This window comes from Paraburkholderia sp. J10-1 (assembly GCF_905220165.1).
GTDB lineage: Bacteria > Pseudomonadota > Gammaproteobacteria > Burkholderiales > Burkholderiaceae > Paraburkholderia.
The window spans coordinates 473,437-492,496 of sequence record NZ_CAJMYW010000005.1; the positions used below are offsets into that span (position 1 = coordinate 473,437).

At 63.2% G+C, this 19,060-nt stretch carries 14 protein-coding genes; 11 read left to right on the forward strand and 3 right to left on the reverse strand.

Annotated elements, in window-relative coordinates; translation table 11 throughout:
- The first annotated feature begins 249 nt into the window (after nucleotides 1-249).
- From U5A65_RS19525 to U5A65_RS19575, 11 genes are all read left to right on the forward strand, one after another.
- Nucleotides 250-2,172 (forward strand): PrkA family serine protein kinase, encoded by a 1,923-nt coding sequence (locus tag U5A65_RS19525; RefSeq protein WP_069265701.1) that lies wholly within the window; start codon nucleotides 250-252, stop codon nucleotides 2,170-2,172.
- A 175-nt stretch (nucleotides 2,173-2,347) separates the two neighbouring features.
- The gene (locus tag U5A65_RS19530; RefSeq protein ID WP_321908613.1) at nucleotides 2,348-3,616 is read left to right on the forward strand and encodes a YeaH/YhbH family protein; all 1,269 of its coding nucleotides are present in this window, start codon (nucleotides 2,348-2,350) and stop codon (nucleotides 3,614-3,616) included.
- Nucleotides 3,613-5,337 carry a SpoVR family protein gene (locus tag U5A65_RS19535; protein ID WP_321947011.1) on the forward strand — a complete coding sequence of 575 codons (1,725 nt, stop codon included), beginning with the start codon at nucleotides 3,613-3,615 and terminating at the stop codon, nucleotides 5,335-5,337. The genes U5A65_RS19530 and U5A65_RS19535 overlap by 4 nt, the downstream gene beginning before the upstream one ends.
- A gap of 194 nt (nucleotides 5,338-5,531) precedes the next feature.
- The gene (locus U5A65_RS19540; RefSeq protein WP_321908610.1) at nucleotides 5,532-7,208 is read left to right on the forward strand and encodes a SulP family inorganic anion transporter; all 1,677 of its coding nucleotides are present in this window, start codon (nucleotides 5,532-5,534) and stop codon (nucleotides 7,206-7,208) included.
- A gap of 208 nt (nucleotides 7,209-7,416) precedes the next feature.
- The gene (locus U5A65_RS19545) at nucleotides 7,417-8,820 is read left to right on the forward strand and encodes a GH1 family beta-glucosidase (protein WP_321947013.1); all 1,404 of its coding nucleotides are present in this window, start codon (nucleotides 7,417-7,419) and stop codon (nucleotides 8,818-8,820) included.
- A 214-nt stretch (nucleotides 8,821-9,034) separates the two neighbouring features.
- Entirely contained in the window at nucleotides 9,035-10,273 is a 1,239-nt protein-coding gene (locus tag U5A65_RS19550; protein ID WP_321908606.1) for an ABC transporter substrate-binding protein, read from the forward strand.
- An 8-nt stretch (nucleotides 10,274-10,281) separates the two neighbouring features.
- Nucleotides 10,282-11,226: a sugar ABC transporter permease gene (locus U5A65_RS19555; RefSeq protein ID WP_321908605.1), complete on the forward strand. Its 945-nt coding sequence runs from the start codon at nucleotides 10,282-10,284 to the stop codon at nucleotides 11,224-11,226.
- Nucleotides 11,223-12,152, forward strand: coding sequence for a carbohydrate ABC transporter permease (locus U5A65_RS19560; RefSeq protein WP_321908604.1), 930 nt, complete (start codon nucleotides 11,223-11,225; stop codon nucleotides 12,150-12,152). The genes U5A65_RS19555 and U5A65_RS19560 overlap by 4 nt, the downstream gene beginning before the upstream one ends.
- A 9-nt stretch (nucleotides 12,153-12,161) precedes the next feature.
- On the forward strand, nucleotides 12,162-13,259 hold the full coding sequence (locus U5A65_RS19565) for an ABC transporter ATP-binding protein (RefSeq protein WP_321934811.1): 1,098 nt from the start codon (nucleotides 12,162-12,164) through the stop codon (nucleotides 13,257-13,259).
- 35 nt (nucleotides 13,260-13,294) lie between these two features.
- Nucleotides 13,295-14,302: a substrate-binding domain-containing protein gene (locus U5A65_RS19570; protein WP_199272081.1), complete on the forward strand. Its 1,008-nt coding sequence runs from the start codon at nucleotides 13,295-13,297 to the stop codon at nucleotides 14,300-14,302.
- A gap of 122 nt (nucleotides 14,303-14,424) precedes the next feature.
- Nucleotides 14,425-15,195, forward strand: coding sequence for an IclR family transcriptional regulator (locus U5A65_RS19575; protein ID WP_321908599.1), 771 nt, complete (start codon nucleotides 14,425-14,427; stop codon nucleotides 15,193-15,195).
- A gap of 73 nt (nucleotides 15,196-15,268) precedes the next feature.
- Here the strand turns inward: U5A65_RS19575 and U5A65_RS19580 are convergent, their stop codons facing one another.
- Genes U5A65_RS19580 through U5A65_RS19590 form a run of 3 tightly spaced genes read right to left on the reverse strand, consistent with a single transcriptional unit; the run spans nucleotide 15,269 to nucleotide 18,760 of the window.
- The gene (locus tag U5A65_RS19580) at nucleotides 15,269-16,111 is read right to left on the reverse strand and encodes a citryl-CoA lyase (RefSeq protein WP_321934810.1); all 843 of its coding nucleotides are present in this window, start codon (nucleotides 16,109-16,111) and stop codon (nucleotides 15,269-15,271) included.
- A gap of 3 nt (nucleotides 16,112-16,114) precedes the next feature.
- A complete protein-coding gene (locus U5A65_RS19585; protein WP_321934991.1) occupies nucleotides 16,115-17,314 on the reverse strand; it encodes a CoA transferase in 1,200 nt (399 codons plus the stop codon).
- 21 nt (nucleotides 17,315-17,335) lie between these two features.
- On the reverse strand, nucleotides 17,336-18,760 hold the full coding sequence (locus U5A65_RS19590; RefSeq protein WP_321947034.1) for an MFS transporter: 1,425 nt from the start codon (nucleotides 18,758-18,760) through the stop codon (nucleotides 17,336-17,338).
- Nucleotides 18,761-19,060 lie beyond the last annotated feature (300 nt).

A 19,060-nucleotide genomic window follows, 5' to 3' on the forward strand; every position in this document is an offset into this window, starting at 1 on the left:
CGACACGCGGGCACAGCATGTGAGATGGAGCGTGACCCCGGTCTGAAATTTGCACCAATGGGGAAGATCATTGTAAGTCGTTGTCTGGCGCCCTCCAAGCGCTCAAAAATGCTTAGCTTTCGAGGGCACATCCGGCGCGATTTAACGGTGCGAAAAATTTCAAAAGGGTTTAGGATGAATTTGAGCGATGTCGTTTCCGAATAGCGCGCCGCGCACGACATCGGTCGCAGATCTCGGCGAGGAGGTAGCATGGATATCTACAGCAGCTTCGCGACCCGCTTCGAAAAAACGCGAGAGGAGGAGTTCTCGCTCGAGGAGTATCTCGCGCTCTGCAAGGAAGATCCCAATGCGTACGCCACGGCTGGCGAACGCATGCTGACGGCAATCGGCGAACCCGAACAGATCGACACCCGCAACGATCCGCGCCTGTCGCGCATCTTTGCGAACAAGGTCATCAAGGTGTATCCCGCATTCCGCGAGTTCTATGGCATGGAAGACGTGATCGAGCAGGTCGTCGCGTACTTCCGCCATGCGGCGCAAGGACTCGAAGAGAAGAAGCAGATTCTCTATCTGCTCGGCCCGGTTGGGGGGGGCAAGTCCTCCATCGCCGAGCGTCTGAAGCAGCTCATGGAGCGCGTGCCGTTCTATTCGATCAAGGGCTCGCCCGTGAACGAATCTCCGCTAGGGCTTTTCGACTACGACGAAGACGGTCCAATACTCGAAGAGCAATACGGCATACCACGCCGTTACCTGAGGAGCATTCTGAGCCCATGGGCGGTCAAGCGCCTGCACGAATATAACGGCGACATCCGCAAGTTCCGCGTGGTGCGCCGCTTCCCCTCCATCCTGCGGCAAATCGGCATCGCGAAGACCGAGCCTGGCGACGAGAACAATCAGGACATCTCGTCACTCGTCGGCAAGGTGGACATTCGCAAGCTCGAGCAATATGCACAGGATGACGCAGACGCGTACAGCTACTCCGGCGGCCTGTGTCTCGCGAATCAGGGCTTGCTCGAATTCGTCGAAATGTTCAAGGCGCCGATCAAGGTGCTGCACCCGCTGCTCACGGCCACCCAGGAAGGCAACTTCAAGGGCACCGAAGGATTCGGCGCGATCCCGTTCAACGGCATCATCCTCGCGCACTCGAACGAGTCGGAGTGGAAGGCGTTCCGCAACAACCGCAACAACGAGGCGCTGCTCGATCGTATCTTCGTGGTGAAGGTGCCGTACTGCCTGCGCTACTCGGAAGAGATGAAGATCTACGAGAAGCTGCTGCGCAATTCGTCGCTGGCCGAGGCCGTGTGCGCGCCTGGCACGCTGAAGATGATGGCGCAGATGTCGGTGCTCACGCGCTTGCAGGAGCCGGAGAATTCCAGCCTCTTCTCGAAGATGCAGGTGTACGACGGCGAGAACCTCAAGGACACCGATCCAAAAGCGAAGTCGTATCAGGAGTACCGCGATTTTGCGGGTGTCGACGAAGGCATGAACGGGGTCTCCACGCGCTTCGCGTTCAAGATCCTCTCGCGCGTGTTCAACTTCGACTCAACCGAAGTGGCTGCGAATCCGGTGCATCTCATGTACGTGCTCGAACAGCAGATCGAGCGCGAGCAGTTCCCGCCGGAAACCGAGCAGAAGTACCTGTCGTTCGTGAAGGACGTGCTGGCCTCGCGTTACGCGGAGTTCATCGGCAAGGAGATTCAGACCGCTTACCTCGAGTCGTATTCCGAGTACGGGCAGAACATCTTCGACCGCTATGTCACGTACGCCGACTTCTGGATTCAGGATCAGGAGTTCCGCGACCACGACACGGGCGAGAGCTTCGACCGTGCGGCGTTGAACGCCGAGCTCGAGAAGATCGAGAAGCCCGCGGGTATCAGCAATCCGAAGGATTTCCGCAACGAGATCGTGAACTTCGTGCTGCGTGCGCGTGCGGCCAATGCCGGCAAGAACCCGGCGTGGATCAGCTACGAGAAGCTGCGCGTGGTGATCGAAAAGAAAATGTTCTCGAACACGGAAGAACTTTTGCCGGTCATCTCGTTCAATGCGAAAGGATCGGCGGAAGAGCAGCGCAAGCACGAGGATTTCGTCAACCGCATGGTGGCGAAGGGCTATACGCCGAAGCAGGTCCGGTTGCTCTGCGACTGGTATCTGCGGGTGCGCAAGTCGTCGTGATCGAAGAGGCTTTACCGTCCGAGCGCGCCGCCGCGGTTTTGCGGCGGCGCAAAAGGACTCCCGGCGGGGCGCAGGCGGCGTGGCCATGAGCGGGTGAACGCGGCACGCACGATGGCAGACGCGGCAATGAACACTGCGCACCTCGCCCATTCGAAACTGGAGCGGGAGACTAGATGTGCTTCATCAAATCATCGACCGCAGGCTGGCCGGAAAGAACAAGAGTATTGCCAATCGCGAGCGCTTTTTGCGCCGTGTGAAGAACTATATTCGTCACGCCGTTTCGGAAGCGGTGCGTGACCGCAGCATCAAGGACATACAGAGCAATCAGAGCATCACCATTCCGCGCAAGGACATTGCGGAGCCGTCGTTCCGGCACGGCCCTGGCGGCAAGCGTGAAATGGTTCACCCAGGCAACGAGGACTACATTCGCGGCGACCGCATTCCGCGCCCGCAGGGCGGCGGAGGCGGTGGCGGCAGCCAGGCGAGCAACGAGGGCGAAGGTCAGGACGACTTCGTGTTCGAACTCTCGCGCGAAGAATTCATGCAGTACTTCTTCGACGACCTCGAACTGCCGCGCCTCGTCAAAACCCATCTCATGGCCGTGCCTACGTGGAAGAGCATCCGCGCGGGCTGGGCCGCCGAGGGCACGCCGAACAACATCGACGTCGTCCGGTCGCTACGCAGTGCACTCGGCCGGCGCATTGCGCTCGGCGCGCCGCTCGTCAACGAACTGCACGACCTCGAAGAACAGCTCGAAGCGCTCAAGGCCGACCCGGCCGACCGGCGCGAAGAGATCGCGTTGCTCGAAGAGCAGATTCATCACCTGCGCGGGCGCATCTGGCGCATTCCGTTCATCGACCCGTTCGATCTGCGTTACGTGAATCGCGTGAAGCAGCCGCAACCGTCGAGCCAGGCTGTGATGTTCTGCCTGATGGACGTGTCAGGCTCGATGGACGAGCAGCGCAAGGACCTGTCCAAGCGCTTCTTCATCCTCCTGTACCTGTTCCTCAAGCGCAATTACGAAAAGATCGAGGTGGTCTTCATTCGCCACCACACGCGCGCCGAGGAAGTGGACGAGGACACCTTCTTTCATTCCACCGAAAGCGGCGGCACGGTTGTGTCGAGCGCGCTGGAGCTGATGAAAAAAGTGATCGAGGACCGTTATTCGCCCAGCGACTGGAATATCTATGGCGCACAGGCTTCGGACGGCGACAATTGGACTGACGATTCACCCAAATGCCGCAAGATTCTTGCGGATGACATACTGCCTCAGGTGCGCTATTTTGCGTATATTCAGGTGACGCCCGAGGAGCAGAACCTCTGGCTTGAATACGCGCAGCTCGCACTCACCGAACCGCATCTGGCGATGAAGAAAGTCGACACCGCGGCGGACATCTACCCGGTGTTCCGGGAGCTTTTCGAAAAGCAGGTGGAGCACTCATGACGACACGCCACCTGCACAATGAGGCGCGCGGCTACCAGCCGGAGCGCCGGAAGACGAGCGGCCACGAAAAAGGGCATCATGGCGAACACGGTGACGAGCACAAGCCCGATTACCGCGAAGACGCCGAAGCGCCCGGAACTGCCGCCGGGGCTGCTCGCCACAAGGAGCATGGGCTCGCCCAGCAAAGGGAAGTGCAAATGAACGTAGCCGACAAACGGCCGTTGCCGTGCCCCTCCGACTGGACCTTCGAACTTATCGAGGAGTACGACACACATATCTCTCATGTTGCAGAGCAATATGAACTGGACGTCTATCCCATCCAGCTCGAATTGATCAGCGCCGAGCAGATGATGGACGCCTATGCGTCCGTCGGCATGCCGGTGAACTATCGCCACTGGTCGTTCGGCAAGCACTTTCTCTCCACCGAAAAGAGTTATCGCCGCGGCCAGATGGGTCTCGCGTACGAGATCGTCATCAACTCCAATCCCTGCATTGCGTATCTCATGGAAGAGAACACCATGACGATGCAGGCGCTCGTGATCGCGCATGCCGCGTACGGGCACAACTCGTTCTTCAAGGGCAACTATCTGTTCCGGTTATGGACAGATGCGCATGCCATCATCGACTACCTCGTCTACGCGAAGAATTACATCGCCGAATGCGAGGAGCGTTTTGGTCTGGACCGCGTGGAAGAGTTGCTCGACTCGTGCCACGCGCTGATGAACTACGGCGTGGATCGCTATAAACGGCCGCAGAAGCTTTCTCTCGAACGCGAGGCAGCACTGCGCCGGGAACGCGAGGCTTATCTGCAGTCCCAGGTCAATGAGCTGTGGCGCACGTTGCCCAAGCAGCAAATGCCCGTTGCCGAGGAATTCGACGAACGCTTTCCGCCGGAGCCGCAGGAAAACCTGCTGTACTTCGCCGAAAAGAACGCGCCGCTGCTCGAGCCGTGGGAGCGGGAAGTCATCCGCATCGTGCGCAAGATCGGGCAGTACTTCTACCCGCAGCGGCAAACCCAGGTCATGAACGAAGGCTGGGCCACGTTCTGGCATTACACGCTGCTCAACACGCTCTATACGCAGGGTAAGCTCGAAGACGGCTTCATGATGGAGTTCCTCCATTCGCACAGCAACGTGATCTATCAGCCGCCCGTGACGAAGCCGTATTACAGCGGCATCAACCCATATGCGCTCGGATTTTCGATGATGAGCGACATTCGCCGCATCTGCGAGAACCCCACGGAGGAGGACCGCAAGTGGTTTCCGGAGCTGGCCGGCAGTCCGTGGCTCAAGGCGCTGCACTATGCCATGCGCAACTTCAAGGACGAGAGTTTCGTGGCGCAGTATCTGTCGCCGCATCTGATCCGTGAAATGCGGCTCTTCTCGGTGCTCGACGACGACATGCGCGACGCGCTCGAAGTCTCGGCCATCCACGACGACAGTGGCTATCAGTACGTGCGCCAGGCGCTTTCGCGTCAGTACGACATGCATCACCGCGAGCCGAATATCCAGGTGTGGTCGGTCAACACGCGCGGCGATCGCAGCCTCACGCTGCGTCACTTCATGAGCGATAACCGCCATCTTTCGGGCGACACCGACGAAGTGCTGCGCCACATGGCGCGCCTCTGGCAGTTCGACGTGTTCCTCGAAAGCGTGGACGAAAACGGCACGGTCCGAAAACGCTATGAATGCCGCTATATGCCGCCGCCGATTCGGGTATAGCCATCTCGCTGCGTTACGCGATTGAGCGTATAAGTCATGAGGCCAGCCTGCGGGCTGGCCTCTTTCATTGATGCGCGTGCAACGACGTTGCAATCGAACACGTCCCGGAACGTCCACGCGCGCTAACATACTGCGCCAGTGAACCCGCAGCAAAAAAACACCGCACGTAGAGGCGGATTTCGAAAGGATGGCGTATGGCGTTTGAACTGTTTCGCGGCGTACGGCCGCTTTCTCGCGCGTCGGCATTGCGCGACGCGCTTGCCGGTGTGCAGCTCGCCTCGATGAACGTGCCGCAACTGCTTGGCTACGCGCGCATCGCGGGCATGCCTGCCGTCACCGGTTTGTACACGGGCTTTTTACCGCTCGTTGCATTCGCGCTCTTTGGCGCGTCGCGTCACCTCGTCGTCGCCGCCGACTCCGCCACGGCCACCATTTTCGCGAGCCGTCTCACGACCATGGCGGCGCCTTCGAGCGATGAATACGTCGCACTCGCGGGCATGACCGCCTTGCTCACGGCCGTGCTGTTGTTGATCGCACGTGTGTTCCGTCTCGGCTTTCTCGCGGACTTTTTGTCCCGCACCGTGCTCGCCGGCTTTCTCACGGGTGTGGGCGTGCAGGTCGGTGTGGCCATGCTCGGCGACATGCTTGGCATTACTGTCAATTCGCGCCGCACGGTCCTGCAGATCAAGCAGATCGTGACGCAATTGGGCACGATTCACTGGGCGACGCTCGCCATCGCCGTGGCCGTCGTGGCCGCGATCCTGGTTTTCAAGAAGCTGCGCCCGCGCTGGCCCGTGCCGCTCGTCGCGGTGGTGGGAAGCATCGCGGCGAGCGCCGTACTGAACTTCGCGGGCCATGGCATTTCCGTGATCGGCCCGGTGCAGGGTGGCTTGCCGCACATCAGCTTTCCCGCCGTGGGCTGGTTCCAGATGATCGACCTGCTGCAGGTGGCCGCGTCGTGCTTCGTCATCATCGTTGCGCAGAGCGCCGCCACGAGCCGCGCGTTTGCCGAACGCTACGGCGAGCGCACCGACGAGGACGCCAATCTCCTCGGCCTCGCGGCGGCCAATGCGGCGGCTTCGTTCAGCGGCGCTTTCGTCGTGAACGGCAGCCTCACGCAGACCGCCATGGCCGATCAGGCGGGCGCGCGCAGCCAGTTCGCGCAGCTCGTGTTTGCAGGCGTCGTGCTCGTCGTGCTGCTGTTCTTCAGCCGCCTGCTGCAGTACCTGCCGCACTGCGTGCTGGCTGCGATCGTCTTCACGATTGCCGTGGGGCTTGTGAACATTCGCCAGCTGATCGATATCCGCCGCGAAAGCCCCGGCGAATTCCGGCTTGCGGTGATCACGGCGCTTGGCGTTGTCGTGATCGGCGTGGAGAACGGCATCCTCATCGCGATCGGCCTTTCATTGCTGCGCCACGTGCGCCATAGCTACCGGCCGCACACCATGGTGCTCGTGCCAAACGAAGAGGGGCACTGGCTGCCCGAACCCGCGCAAGCCGGTCAGCTTACGGCGCCTGGGTTGATCGTCTATCGCTTCGGTGCGGACCTGTTCTATGCGAACGACCACCTGTTCGTCGACGAACTGCGCGCGCTGATCGATCGGGCGCCGACACCGGTGCATTGCGTGGTCGTGGATGCGGGTGCGATTACCGATCTCGACTATTCCGCGGGGCGTGCCGTAATCGACCTTTGCGCGGAGCTCGGAGAGCGCGGCGTGAAGGTGATTTTCGGGCGCGTGAACCGCTATTTGCTTTCGGATATGGACCGGCACGGCATCACGCCTGTGGTCGGGCGTGCGAATATCTTCCCGACGCTGCACGAGGCACTGGCAGCGGTGCGGCCCGATCTGGAGTCGCGCTCGGATGCGTAGCGCTCGTGTAGCCATGCTACAAGCCGAAAAGCGCTGTAGTGCGAAAAACATGTGAAGCAGCTACATAAAAAGGTACAGAAAAACCCCGATTGTCCGTTGGATTTGGCCACTGTTATTGTGCGCCTCAAGCGCTGTGGAAGCGCTTCCACTCCAACCCGATCCGGCTGCCCAGAATGCATACGCCGGTGATTCCCGCGCAGGAGATTTCGTGAATCAGGACACCGCATTGCCGCATGCCGACGCCGCAGTCGCCGACGATCCGTTCACTCCGCCCGCCAGCTCCGCACTGTGGCGCAGCGACTTCCTTTTGGGCGCGGCCACGGCTTCGTATCAGATCGAAGGCGCGATCCACGAGGACGGCCGCCTGCCGTCGATCTGGGACACGTTCAGCGCAACGCCCGGCAAAGTGCTCGCGGGCGACACGGGCGCCGTGGCCTGCGACCACTATCACCGCTGGGAAGCCGACCTCGACCTGCTCGAAAGCCTGAACTTCGAGGCGTATCGCTTTTCGATCGCATGGCCGCGCGTGATGGACGAGGCGGGACGGCCCAATGCCAAAGGCATCGCGTTCTACAAGCGTTTGCTGGAGCGCCTGAAGGAGAAGGGCGTGCGCACCTTCGCCACGCTCTACCACTGGGACCTGCCGCAGCACCTGGAAGATCGCGGTGGCTGGCTCAACCGTGACACGGCGTACCGCTTCGCCGACTACGCGGACCTCATGAGCCGCGAACTCTCCGGCCTCGTCGACGCCTGGATGACGCTCAACGAGCCGTGGTGCTCGGCGTACCTCGGCTACGGCAACGGCCACCACGCGCCGGGCCTCGCGAACGGCCGCTACGCCACGCAGGCCATGCATCACCTGCTGCTCGGCCATGGACTTGCCACCAACGTGCTGCGCGCGAACGACCCGGGCTCGACCAAGGGGATCGTCGCGAACGTGGGGCGCGGCACGCCCGACTCCTCGTCGCCGGAAGACGTGCGCGCCGCGCGCCGCTTCGAAGTGCAGCACAACGCGTGGATTCTCGATCCGCTGCTCAAGGGCGCGTACCCGGAAGAGTTGTTCGAGTTGTGGCGGGGCACCGAGCCGCTCGTGCTCGAAGGCGACATGAAGACGATCTCGGCGCCGCTCGATTTCCTCGGCATCAACTATTACTTCCGCACCAACGTGAAGAGCGACGGCGCGCACGGCTTTGTCGAAGTGCCGCTGAAGGACGTCGAGCGCACGCAAATGGGGTGGGAGGTTCACCCCGACGGTCTGCGCGACCTGCTGATCGGTTTCGGGCGCAACTATGAGAACCTGCCGCCCATCTATATCACCGAGAACGGCATGGCGTCGGACGACCGCGTGAGCGACGGCGAGGTGAACGACACGCAACGCATCTCGTTCCTCAAGCGCCACCTGGCCGCCGTGGACGCCGCAATCAAGGCCGGTGTGGACGTGCGCGGCTATTTCGTGTGGTCGCTGCTCGACAACTTCGAATGGGCGTTCGGCTATGAGCGCCGCTTTGGCGTCGTGCATGTCGACTACGACACGCAGGTTCGCACGCCCAAGCGCAGCGCGGAACTCATCGCGCATTTCATCGCGCAGCGGCGCGCGCTCGAAGGTGCTTGAAAACGCTTCAGGGTGTTCGACAGGGTTCCCGGGCAAGGGCAACAACTAGTGTGACAACCACGGCATGGCATGCGACGCTCGGGCATGCCGCAAGACGCGCCGTGGCCGCGAAACTTCCAACCATAAGCTTTTGCAGACCAACCCGGAGCAACCGGAGCCCTGCGCGGGACCGGTTCAAGCGCGGCGCGCCCGCTCCGGATCGACAGGAGACGCAATGAAGCATAACGCACCCGTTCTGCGCGGCATCGTGGCCGCTCTCGCGCTGGCCGGCGCGCTCGCGGCCAACGCCGCGGAGCCGCTCAAAGCCAACGTGATTCACTGGTGGACTTCGGGCGGCGAGTCGGCCGCGATCAAGCAGTTCGCGCTTGCCTACGATCAGGCGGGTGGCAAGTGGGTGGACAATGCGATCGCCGGTGCGGATCAGGCGCGTGCAACGGCAATCAACCGCATCGTGGGCGGCGATCCGCCCACCGCCGCGCAGTTCAACACGTCCAAGCAGTTTCACGATCTCATCGACCAGGGACTCCTGAACAATGTCGATGCGGTCGCGACGAAGGAGAACTGGGGCGGAACTTTCCCCGAGTCGATCGTCAATGCGATCCGCATCAACGGGCATTACTACGCAACGCCCGTGAACATCCACATGCAGGACTGGTTCTTCTATTCGAAGCCCGCTTTCGCGAAGGCCGGCATCAAGGGTGAACCGCAGAATTTCGACGAGCTTTTCGCCGATCTCGACAAGCTCAAGGCGGCAGGCCTGATTCCGCTCGCACTGGGCGGCCAGGCGTGGCAGGAGAAGATCACCTTCGACGCGATCTTCGCCGACATGGACCGCGATCTCTACATGAAGGTCTACCGCGACCGCGACGCGAACGCCGTGAATTCGCCTGCGTTCCGCAACGTGCTCACGACCTTCAAGCGGTTGCATAATTATGTCGACCCCGGCTCGCCGGGCCGCAACTGGAACGACGCCACGGCGCTCGTCATTTCCGGCAAGGCGGGCATGCAGATCATGGGCGACTGGGCCAAGGGCGAGTTCTCGGCGGCGAACCAGGTGGCGGGCAAGGACTTCGGATGCTTTCCCGGTTTCAAGAATTCGCCGTACATGATCGCGGGCGACGTGTTCGTGTTCCCGAAGACCGACAACGCCGAGCAGGTCAAGGCACAGCAACTGCTGGCGACGGTCATGACGTCGCCGGGACCGCAGGCAGCGTTCAACCAGCGCAAGGGCTCGATCCCGATCCGCCCGGACGTGGACACCTCGGGCTTCGACATCTGCGCGAAGGAGGGCATGGCGATCATGAAGGACAAGTCGCGGCAACTGCCGAATCCGGAAATGCTGATTCCGCCTGATGTCCAGGGCGCGCTCCAGGACGTCATCACGAACTTCTGGAACAAGAACCAGTCGGCCGAAGACGCGCAGAAGGCTTTCGCGTCCGCAATCAAGAGCTGAGCGCCATCATGTACGCCGCCAAGCTGCATCCGGCCAAACGTCAAGCGGGGCAAGCGCGTAGCGTGCGCCCCGTGCGACGGCGGCTCTCGCTCGCCGCCTGGATCGCGCTCGCGCCCATGGCGGCGACGGTCCTGTTCGCGTATCTGGGCACCATGTTGTTCACAGCGCGCGTCTCGCTCAGCTTCTCGCGCTCGCTGCCGACCAACACGTTCGCGGGCGTGACGCAGTATGTGCGGCTCTTCCAGAACGACCGCTGGATCCTGTCGCTGCAGAATCTCGTGATCTATGGCGCGTGCTTTATCGTGGCGTGCCTCGTGATCGGGCTTCTGCTCGCGATCTTCATCGACCAGCGCGTCGTCGCGGAAGGTGCGCTACGCACGGTGTTTCTTTACCCCTACGCGATGTCGTTCGTCGCAACGGGTCTGGTATGGCAGTGGATCCTCAATCCGGAACTCGGCGTGCAGGCCGTATTGCGGCAGATGGGCTTCGAGCATGCGCGCTTCGACTGGATCGTCACGCAGCGCTTTGCGATCTACACGCTCGTGATCGCCACGGTGTGGCAAGCGTCGGGCCTCGTGATGGCGCTCCTGCTCGCGGGGCTGCGCGGCATCGACGAGGAGATCTGGAAGGCCGCGCGCCTCGACGGCATTCCGCGCTGGCGCGTGTACGCGAGCATTGTCGTGCCAATGCTCAAAACTTCGCTCTCCACCGCGTTCGTGTTGCTCTTCGTGATGGTGGTGAAGCTCTACGACGCCGTGGTCGCGATGACCCAGGGCGGCCCCGGCACCGCGAGCGAAGTGCCCGCGAAATTCATCATGGATTACCTGTTCAACCGCGCGAACATCGGGCTGGCTTCGGCAGCATCGATCGTGCTGCTTGCCACCGTGCTCGCGATTCTTGCGCCGTTCTTCTACGCGCGCAGCCGCGCAGCGCTCAAAGGAGACCGCGCATGAGCACGCCTGTGGCCGACTCGCTGCGTCCCGCGCCCACCCAAGCGCGTGCGGCGCAATCGAGGCGCAAGCCCCGCAAGCATTTCACGCCCGCGCGGCTCGGCGTCTACGTGTTTCTGCTAACGGCGGCGCTCTTTTTCCTGCTGCCGCTGTACGTGATGGTCGTGACCTCGGTGAAGCCGATGAGTGAGATCCGTCTTGGTCATCTGCTCGCACTGCCGGCGCAATTTACGCTCGCGCCGTGGCGTGATGCGTGGTCCTCCGCCTGTACGGGCCTCGACTGCGACGGCATTCAGGTGGGTTTCTGGAATTCGGTGCGCATCGTCGTGCCGAGCACTGTGCTCTCGATCGCCGTGGGAGCGGTGAACGGCTATGCGCTGTCGTTCTGGCGGCCCCGCGGCGCGGGCGTGCTGTTCGGCATTCTGCTCGCGGGCGCCTTCATTCCCGTGCAGGTGATGGTGTACCCGCTCGTGCGCGTGCTGGCCTTCGTGCATCTTTTCAGCTCGCTGCCGGGCATCGTGCTGATTCACACGATCTTCGGCATGCCGGTCATGACCCTCCTGTTCCGCAACTACTATGCGTCCTTGCCGCAGGAACTGTTCAAGGCCGCGCGCATCGACGGCGGCGGGTTCTGGCGCATTTTCCTGCAGCTCATGCTGCCCATGTCGGTGCCCATTATCGTCGTGGCGATCATCATGCAGGTCACCGGCATCTGGAACGACTACATTCTCGGCCTCGTGTTCGCGGGCACGAAGAATCTGCCGATGACGGTTCAACTGAACAACATCATCAACACGACGACCGGCGAGCGTATCTACAACGTCAACATGGCCGCGACGATTCTCACGTCGGCCGTGCCGCTCGCAATCTATTTCATTTCCGGGCGCTGGTTCGTCCGCGGCATCGCCTCGGGCGCGGTGAAAGGCTAGGAGCAGGGCATGGGCAATCTCACGAACGTTTCCGTACGCAATCTGCGCATCGACCTCGGCGCGAACACGGTGATCGACGAACTCGATCTCGACGTGCGCGCAGGTGAGTTCGTCGTGCTGCTCGGGCCGTCGGGCTGCGGCAAGTCCACGCTGCTGCACAGCATTGCGGGCCTCGTCGACGTGACCGACGGCAGCATCGAGATCGGCGGGGAGGACATGACATGGGCCGACCCGAAGGATCGGGGCGTGGCGCTCGTGTTCCAGTCGTACGCGCTCTATCCGACCATGAACGTGGAGCGCAATCTCTCGTTCGCACTCCGTATCAACGGCACGCCCAAGGCGGAGATTGACCGCCGTGTGAAGCGCGCCGCCGACATGCTGCAGCTCGGACCGCTGCTTTCGCGCAAGCCCGCGCAGCTCTCGGGCGGCCAGCGCCAGCGCGTGGCAATCGGGCGCGCGCTCGTGCGCGAGGCAGACGTGTTCCTGTTTGACGAGCCGCTCTCGAACCTCGACGCCAAGTTGCGCACCGAGTTGCGCCGCGAGCTCAAGCAGTTGCACCAGCAACTCGGGGCGACGATGATCTACGTGACGCACGACCAGGTCGAGGCGATGACGCTCGCCACACGCATGGCGGTGATGAAGGGCGGGGCGATCCAGCAGTTCGGCACACCGGCGGAAGTCTACGCTCGCCCCGAGAACCTGTTCGTCGCGACCTTTCTCGGCGCGCCGCCGATGAACCTGCTGCGAGGCAGGCTCGAAGCCGACGAAGGCCGGCTGTGCTTCCGCGGGCAGGGCCTCGACGTGGACGTTTCGGCTTACGCGTTCAAGGGCGCACCCGATCCAACGCGCGCCTGCGTGCTCGGCGTGCGCCCCGAGGACGTGCGCGCGGGGGGCGCGGTGCGCCCGCACGAGGCCGCGTGGGAAGGGCGCTTGACGCTCGTGGAGCCAATGGGCAATCATCGTGTACTGTGGATCGAGCATCAAGGGGGGCAGATCGCATCGATCGATCAGGACAAGACGCCACTCGCAAGTGGGGCGGCAGTGCCGTTCTCCATCGACGGGGCGCACGTTTCGCTGTTTGACGAAGAAACCGGCGCACGAATTTGATGGACATTACCGACAACAAGAGAGAGACCAGGAACGTGGCGACCCTGAAAGACGTGGCGGCGCTGGCCGGCGTGGGCCTTTCAACAGCTTCGCGGGCGATATCGGGCAACGGTCCGGTGTCGGCGGAGGCGGCCGCGCGCGTGCAGGCCGCGATCGAGCAGCTCAATTTCCGGCCTTCGTCCATCGGCCGGGCGATGGCCACGAAGTCGCTCGGCATCATCGGCATTTTCGTGCCGACTTTTTTCGGCTCGTACTACGGCACCATCCTGAAGGAAACCGATACGCAGTTGCGCGCCGTGCGGCGCCACGTGGTGGTGGCCACGGGCTGCGGCGAAGCCTCGCCGCGCGAGCAGGCGATCGAGGCCGTGCGCTTCCTGATCGGGCGCGACTGCGACGGCGTGGTGGTCATCAGCCACGATCTGTACGACGACGACCTGCAGATGCTGCACGCCATGCACCCGCGCATGGCGTTCCTGAATCGAGCATTCGATCAGTTGCCCGAAGCATCGTTCTGCGCCGATCACTTTCACGGCGGCGAGATGGCTGCGCGCACGCTCATCGAACACGGCCATCGCGAGCTTGCGGTCATCGGCGGCCCGTCCACCTCGTCGGACAATGCGGCGCGTTTGCACGGTTTTTTCGCCGAACTGGCGCGCCACGGCATCGAGCGCAGAACCGTGCCGCATATCGTGTCGGACTTCTCGCCCGAAGGCGGCTACGTGGCGGCCGGCACGCTCCTCGAGCGCAAACACCGCTTCACCGGGCTCTTCTGCGCGAACGACACGATGGCCATGAGTGCGCTCGCGCGCCTGCAGCAGGCCGGGTTGCGCGTGCCCCACGACGTCTCTGTGATCGGCTACGACGACGACTATTCAGCCGCCTATATGGCGCCGGCGCTGACCTCGGTGCACATTCCCACCGCCGAACTCACGCGCAACGCGGTGCGCTGGCTTATCAACCAGTGCTACGGCACGCAGTGGCCGATCGAGCGCACCTTCCCGGTTAGCGTGACATTGCGCGACTCGGTGGCGCGGGTGAAGTGACGCCAGCCGGCCGGGGCGCATGCGTCGGGCGACAGCGGTGAAGATGAGGATGGGGAGCCTCCCCAGGGTAGCAGCAAGTCGCGTAAAATCGAACGCGTTCCCCATCCCCACGTTTGCCATTCATGCCCGCGCAAGATCCGGCTGGTACGGTCAAGAAAGAAGAAGGCGTCGCTGTCATCGACCGCGCGTGTGCCATCCTGTTCGCGTTTCGCCCCGGAGATAGCGCGCTCACGCTCGCAGAACTCGCGGCGCGCACGGGTCTCTATAAAAGCACGCTGCTGCGGCTGGCCGGCGCGCTGATTCAACATCGCCTGCTGCTGCGCCTCGACGACGGACGCTATCAGCTCGGCCCCGCCACGTTCGCGCTGGGCGCCCTCTATCAGCGCAGTCTCAACATGGGCGACATTCTGCTGCCGCTCATGCGCGAGCTGGCCGCGGCGAGCGGGGAGAGCGTGTCGTTCTACGTGCGCGACAACGCGGTGCGCGTGTGCCTGCATCGCGTCGATTCACACCATGTGGTGCGCCACCACGTGCGCGAAGGGGACGTCCTGCCGCTGGAGAGCGGCTCAGGCGGGCACGCACTGCTCGCGTTCGGCGGCGAGCCGGGCGAGCCGTTCGAAAGCATTCGGCGCGACTTCTACTGCATATCGATCGGTGAGCGCGACCGCGAGACCGCGGGCGTGTCCATGCCCGTGTTCGGCATTCACGAGACGTTGCGTGGCGTGCTCACGCTCGCCGGACCGAGTTCGCGCATCGACGGAGCATTCATCGAGCGCCATCTCGATGCGTTGTTCGATTGCGCGATACGCGCTACCGACGCGCTCGGCGGCGACTCGCGCGTGCTGCGCGCCGCCCGAAGCGCGCACGCGGCGCGTGCGCGCCAGGACGCCTGAGTCCGCACCGAGCTAGCGGGAGCACCGCGGGCTTGGCCGCAGCTTGCATGCGGTCTCCTTCACTGTGTATTGATCAGGACTGCTCCAGATGCCGCTCCGGCGCGCCGGTGTAGGCATAGGCAATCTGGCGCGGCATGGGTCCTTTGTTACGCTCGCCGCGTCCGCGTTGCTCCCACGCATGCGCGAGAATGCCCACCGCGCGCGAGAGGCAGAATACGCCGCGCGCCAGTTCCGGCGCGAACCCCAGCTCCGCGTAGATCACCGCCGTGACGCCATCGATATTCATCGGCACGGGCCGGTCCTTGCGTCTTTTCAGCAAAGCCTCGATGCCGCGTGCTATCGCCGCATAGCGGCCCTTGATCGTGCCGGACGCCGCGCGCGCATCGACGAGCGCGAGCAGGCGCCCGGCGCGCGGATCGACAGGATGAAAGCGATGGCCGAAGCCCGGCAGATATTTGCCGTGAACGGCGATGAACTCGTCCACGCCTGCCTCGACCGCTGCATCGAACGGACTGCCTGCCACGATACGCGCGGCGATGTCGGCATAGAGTTCGACCGCCTGCTGGCCTGCGCCGCCGTGCACGTCGTCGAGTGCGTTGAGCGCCGATGCCATGGCGCCATTGATCGGCAGGCCACAGCTCGTGGCCATGCGCGAGATCGCGATCGACGGTGCGTGCGGCCCGTGATCGACCGAGGCCACGAGCGCGGCTTCGAGCAGCGTGGCCTCCTCGTCGCCGGGCAGCTCGCCGCGCAGCATCAGCCAGATCATCTGCGGGAAGCTCACGTTGCCGATCAGTTCCTGGATCGGATAGCCGCGCACCTTGATCGAGCCCGGATGGATGTCGGTGATCGAGGTGCTCCAGTAGTCGGCGCAGAGGGCGGCGAGATCGGGTGGGGTGGTGTTCGTCGTCGACATGGTTCAGATCACTCCGTCGTGGTGCAGGGCGTCGATTTGGGCGGCCTCGTAGCCGAGTTGTGCAAGCGTTTCGCGCGTGTGAGCGCCAAGCGTTGGTGCGGGCGTGGCGGGTGCAGCGTCGGCATCGGCGAGCCGCAGGCCCGCGCGTGTCACGCGCTGTGCCGCTTCGCCCTGAACTGCCTCGAACTCGCGTATGAAGCGCCGTTCGGCCAGATGCGGATGCGCGAGGATTTCGGGCACCGAGAGCACGCGCCCCACCGGCACGCCGCGCTCGAGCAGACGCGTTTCCCAGTTGGCCGCGCTGTCTGCCGCGAGTGCGGCTTCGATCTCGGCCTTGAGCGCTTCGCGATACTGCTTGCGCGTATGGCGCGCGGAAAATCGCTCATCGTGCGGCAGGTCGGGGCGGCCAATGACTTCGCACAGGCTCTCGAACTGGCGCGTTTCATTCGCAGCGATATTGAGCAGACCCGCGCCGGTGCGGAACGTGCCCGAGGGCGCGGCCGTAAAATTCTCGTTACCCATCGGCGCGGGCTCCACGCCTGCGTTCAGGTAGTTCGACACGACCCAGCCCATGGTCGCGAGCGTGGCTTCGAGCATCGAAACATCGAGGCGCCGCCCGCGGCCACTCGCGCGCGCATCGACGAGTGCCGCGCAGATGCCGAACGCAGCGGTGAGGCCGCCCACCGTATCGGACACGGGATAGCCCACGCGCAGCGGCGCGCTCTGCGCGTCGCCGGTTACGCTCATCACGCCAGACATGCCCTGAATGATCTGGTCGTAAGCAGGGCGGCGCGACAGCTCGCCTTCGTCGCCGAAACCAGAAATGGCACAGTAGACCAGCGCCGGATTCACTTTGGATAACTGATCGTATCCAAGTTCGAGGCGGTCCATTACGCCGGGCCGGAAGTTCTCGACGAGCACATCGGCGTGGCGCACCAGATCGAGCAAGATGGCTTTACCGCGCGGGTCTTTCAGGTTCAGCGTGATCGAGCGTTTGCCCGCGTTCACGGCCACGAACGACGCGCCCATATTGCGCGCCGCAGCGTCCTTGTCGGCACCCAGACGCCGGGCGAGGTCGCCGCCTTCAGGATGTTCCACCTTGGTGACTTCGGCGCCGAAGAGCGCGAGTTGATAGGCGCAGAACGGACCCGCGAGCACATTCGACAGATCCAGGACGCGCACGCCGGCTAACGGAAGCATGATTGAAGTCTCGTATTCAAAAGATTAGCGGGAGATGTCGTCGAGCGCGCGATTCTTCGTGCGCGGCCCGAAGATGCCGATAGCCGCCATCACCACGATCATTGCGCCGGTGATGAGCGCGAATACGCCTGGCACACCGAAGTGACGTAGCGCGAACGCGATCATGAAGCCGGAGAACATCGCGGAAAGGCGCGACATCGAATACACGAAGCCAACGGCCGTGGCGCGCATGCGAGTGGGGAACAGCTCGACCTGGTACGCGTGATAGCCGACGGAAAGCAGCGTGCCGCCGAGCGTGATCAGGACGCCGAGGAACATGAGCATGCCGGCGGAAGTCTGCATGGCGAATAGCGTGCCGCACACGGCGATCGCGAGCGCCGAAAGCACGACAAGCGTCTTGCGCTCGATGCGGTCGGCAATCGCCATGCCGAGCAGCGGGCCGAACGGATTCGAGGCGGCGATCACGAACGAGTAGAGCAGGCTGTGTGTGACCGTGATGCCTTTGGAAACGAGCAGGGTCGGCACCCACGACGCAAAGCCATAGAAGCCGATCGCCTGGAACAGATTGAACACGAGCAGCGTGATGGTGCGGCGGCGATACGGCGGTTGCCAGATTTCGGCGAAACGCGCCTGACTGACGGTTTGCGCGCCGGCCAGTTCCACGACAGGCACGGGCAGCGGGCGCCCGGACTGCGCCTCGATCTTCGCTTCGAGCCTGGCGAGAATGCGCGCGGCTTCCTCGGTTCGGCCGCGCTGCGCGAGCCAGCGTGCACTCTCGGGCACGCGGCGGCGGATCGCCCAGGCGATGAGCGCACCGAACGCCCCGAACATCACGACCCAGCGCCAGCCATCGAAACCGAGCGGCGCGCGCGGCACGAACCACCACGCGAGCAAAGCGACGGCTGGCACCGCGGTGTACTGCACGAGATGCACAAACGCGAACGCGCGGCCACGCATGTGCTTGGGCACGAGTTCGCTCACATAGGTGTCGATGGTGACGAGCTCGACCCCCACGCCAATGCCGGCGATGAGTCGCCACAGGTTGATGCCGGGTGCGCTCGTCTGCAGCGCCATGATGCAGGTCGCCACCGAGTACCACAGCAGCGACGCCGTAAACAGCGTGCGGCGGCCATAGCGGTCGGCAAGCCTCGTCAGGCAGAATGTGCCGATGAAAAGCCCCGCGAACGAGGCCGCCACGAAGGCACCGAGCCCCGAGAACCCAAAGAACGAAGCCGTGGTGGTCGAGTAGAGACCGCTTTTCACGAGGCCTGGGCCGACGTAGGCCGTGAAGAACAGGTCGTAGAACTCGAACCAGCCGCCCATCGAAAGCAGGAACACGAGCGTCCAGATGGCGCGCGTGGCCGGCAGGCGGTCAATGCGCGCGTTGATCTCGGCCGCGGTGGCGGGCGCGGCGGCATCGTCCCGGAGCGACGCGCGCGTCGCTCCGATTGGCAGGCTGGACATTGAACTCTCCTGAACTCTTCGGTTACGTGTATTACGCGTCTTCGTTCTATCTGATAGAACTACGTTCTGAAAATGTGACTCGATAATACTGCGCGGCGTCGAGCCAACCGACCAGGGCTTTTACTAAGGGGGCCGCGGCGCGAGCGCTCAGAGAGAGGTTAGCCTGCAGGCGTCACATGGGGCCACATTGAGCAGGCTCAGTGACAAGGGGTGCGGGAACTGCTGACAAGCAGTGCCACACGTGGATTATATAATTTTACATAAGATAAATTATCAACTTTTTTT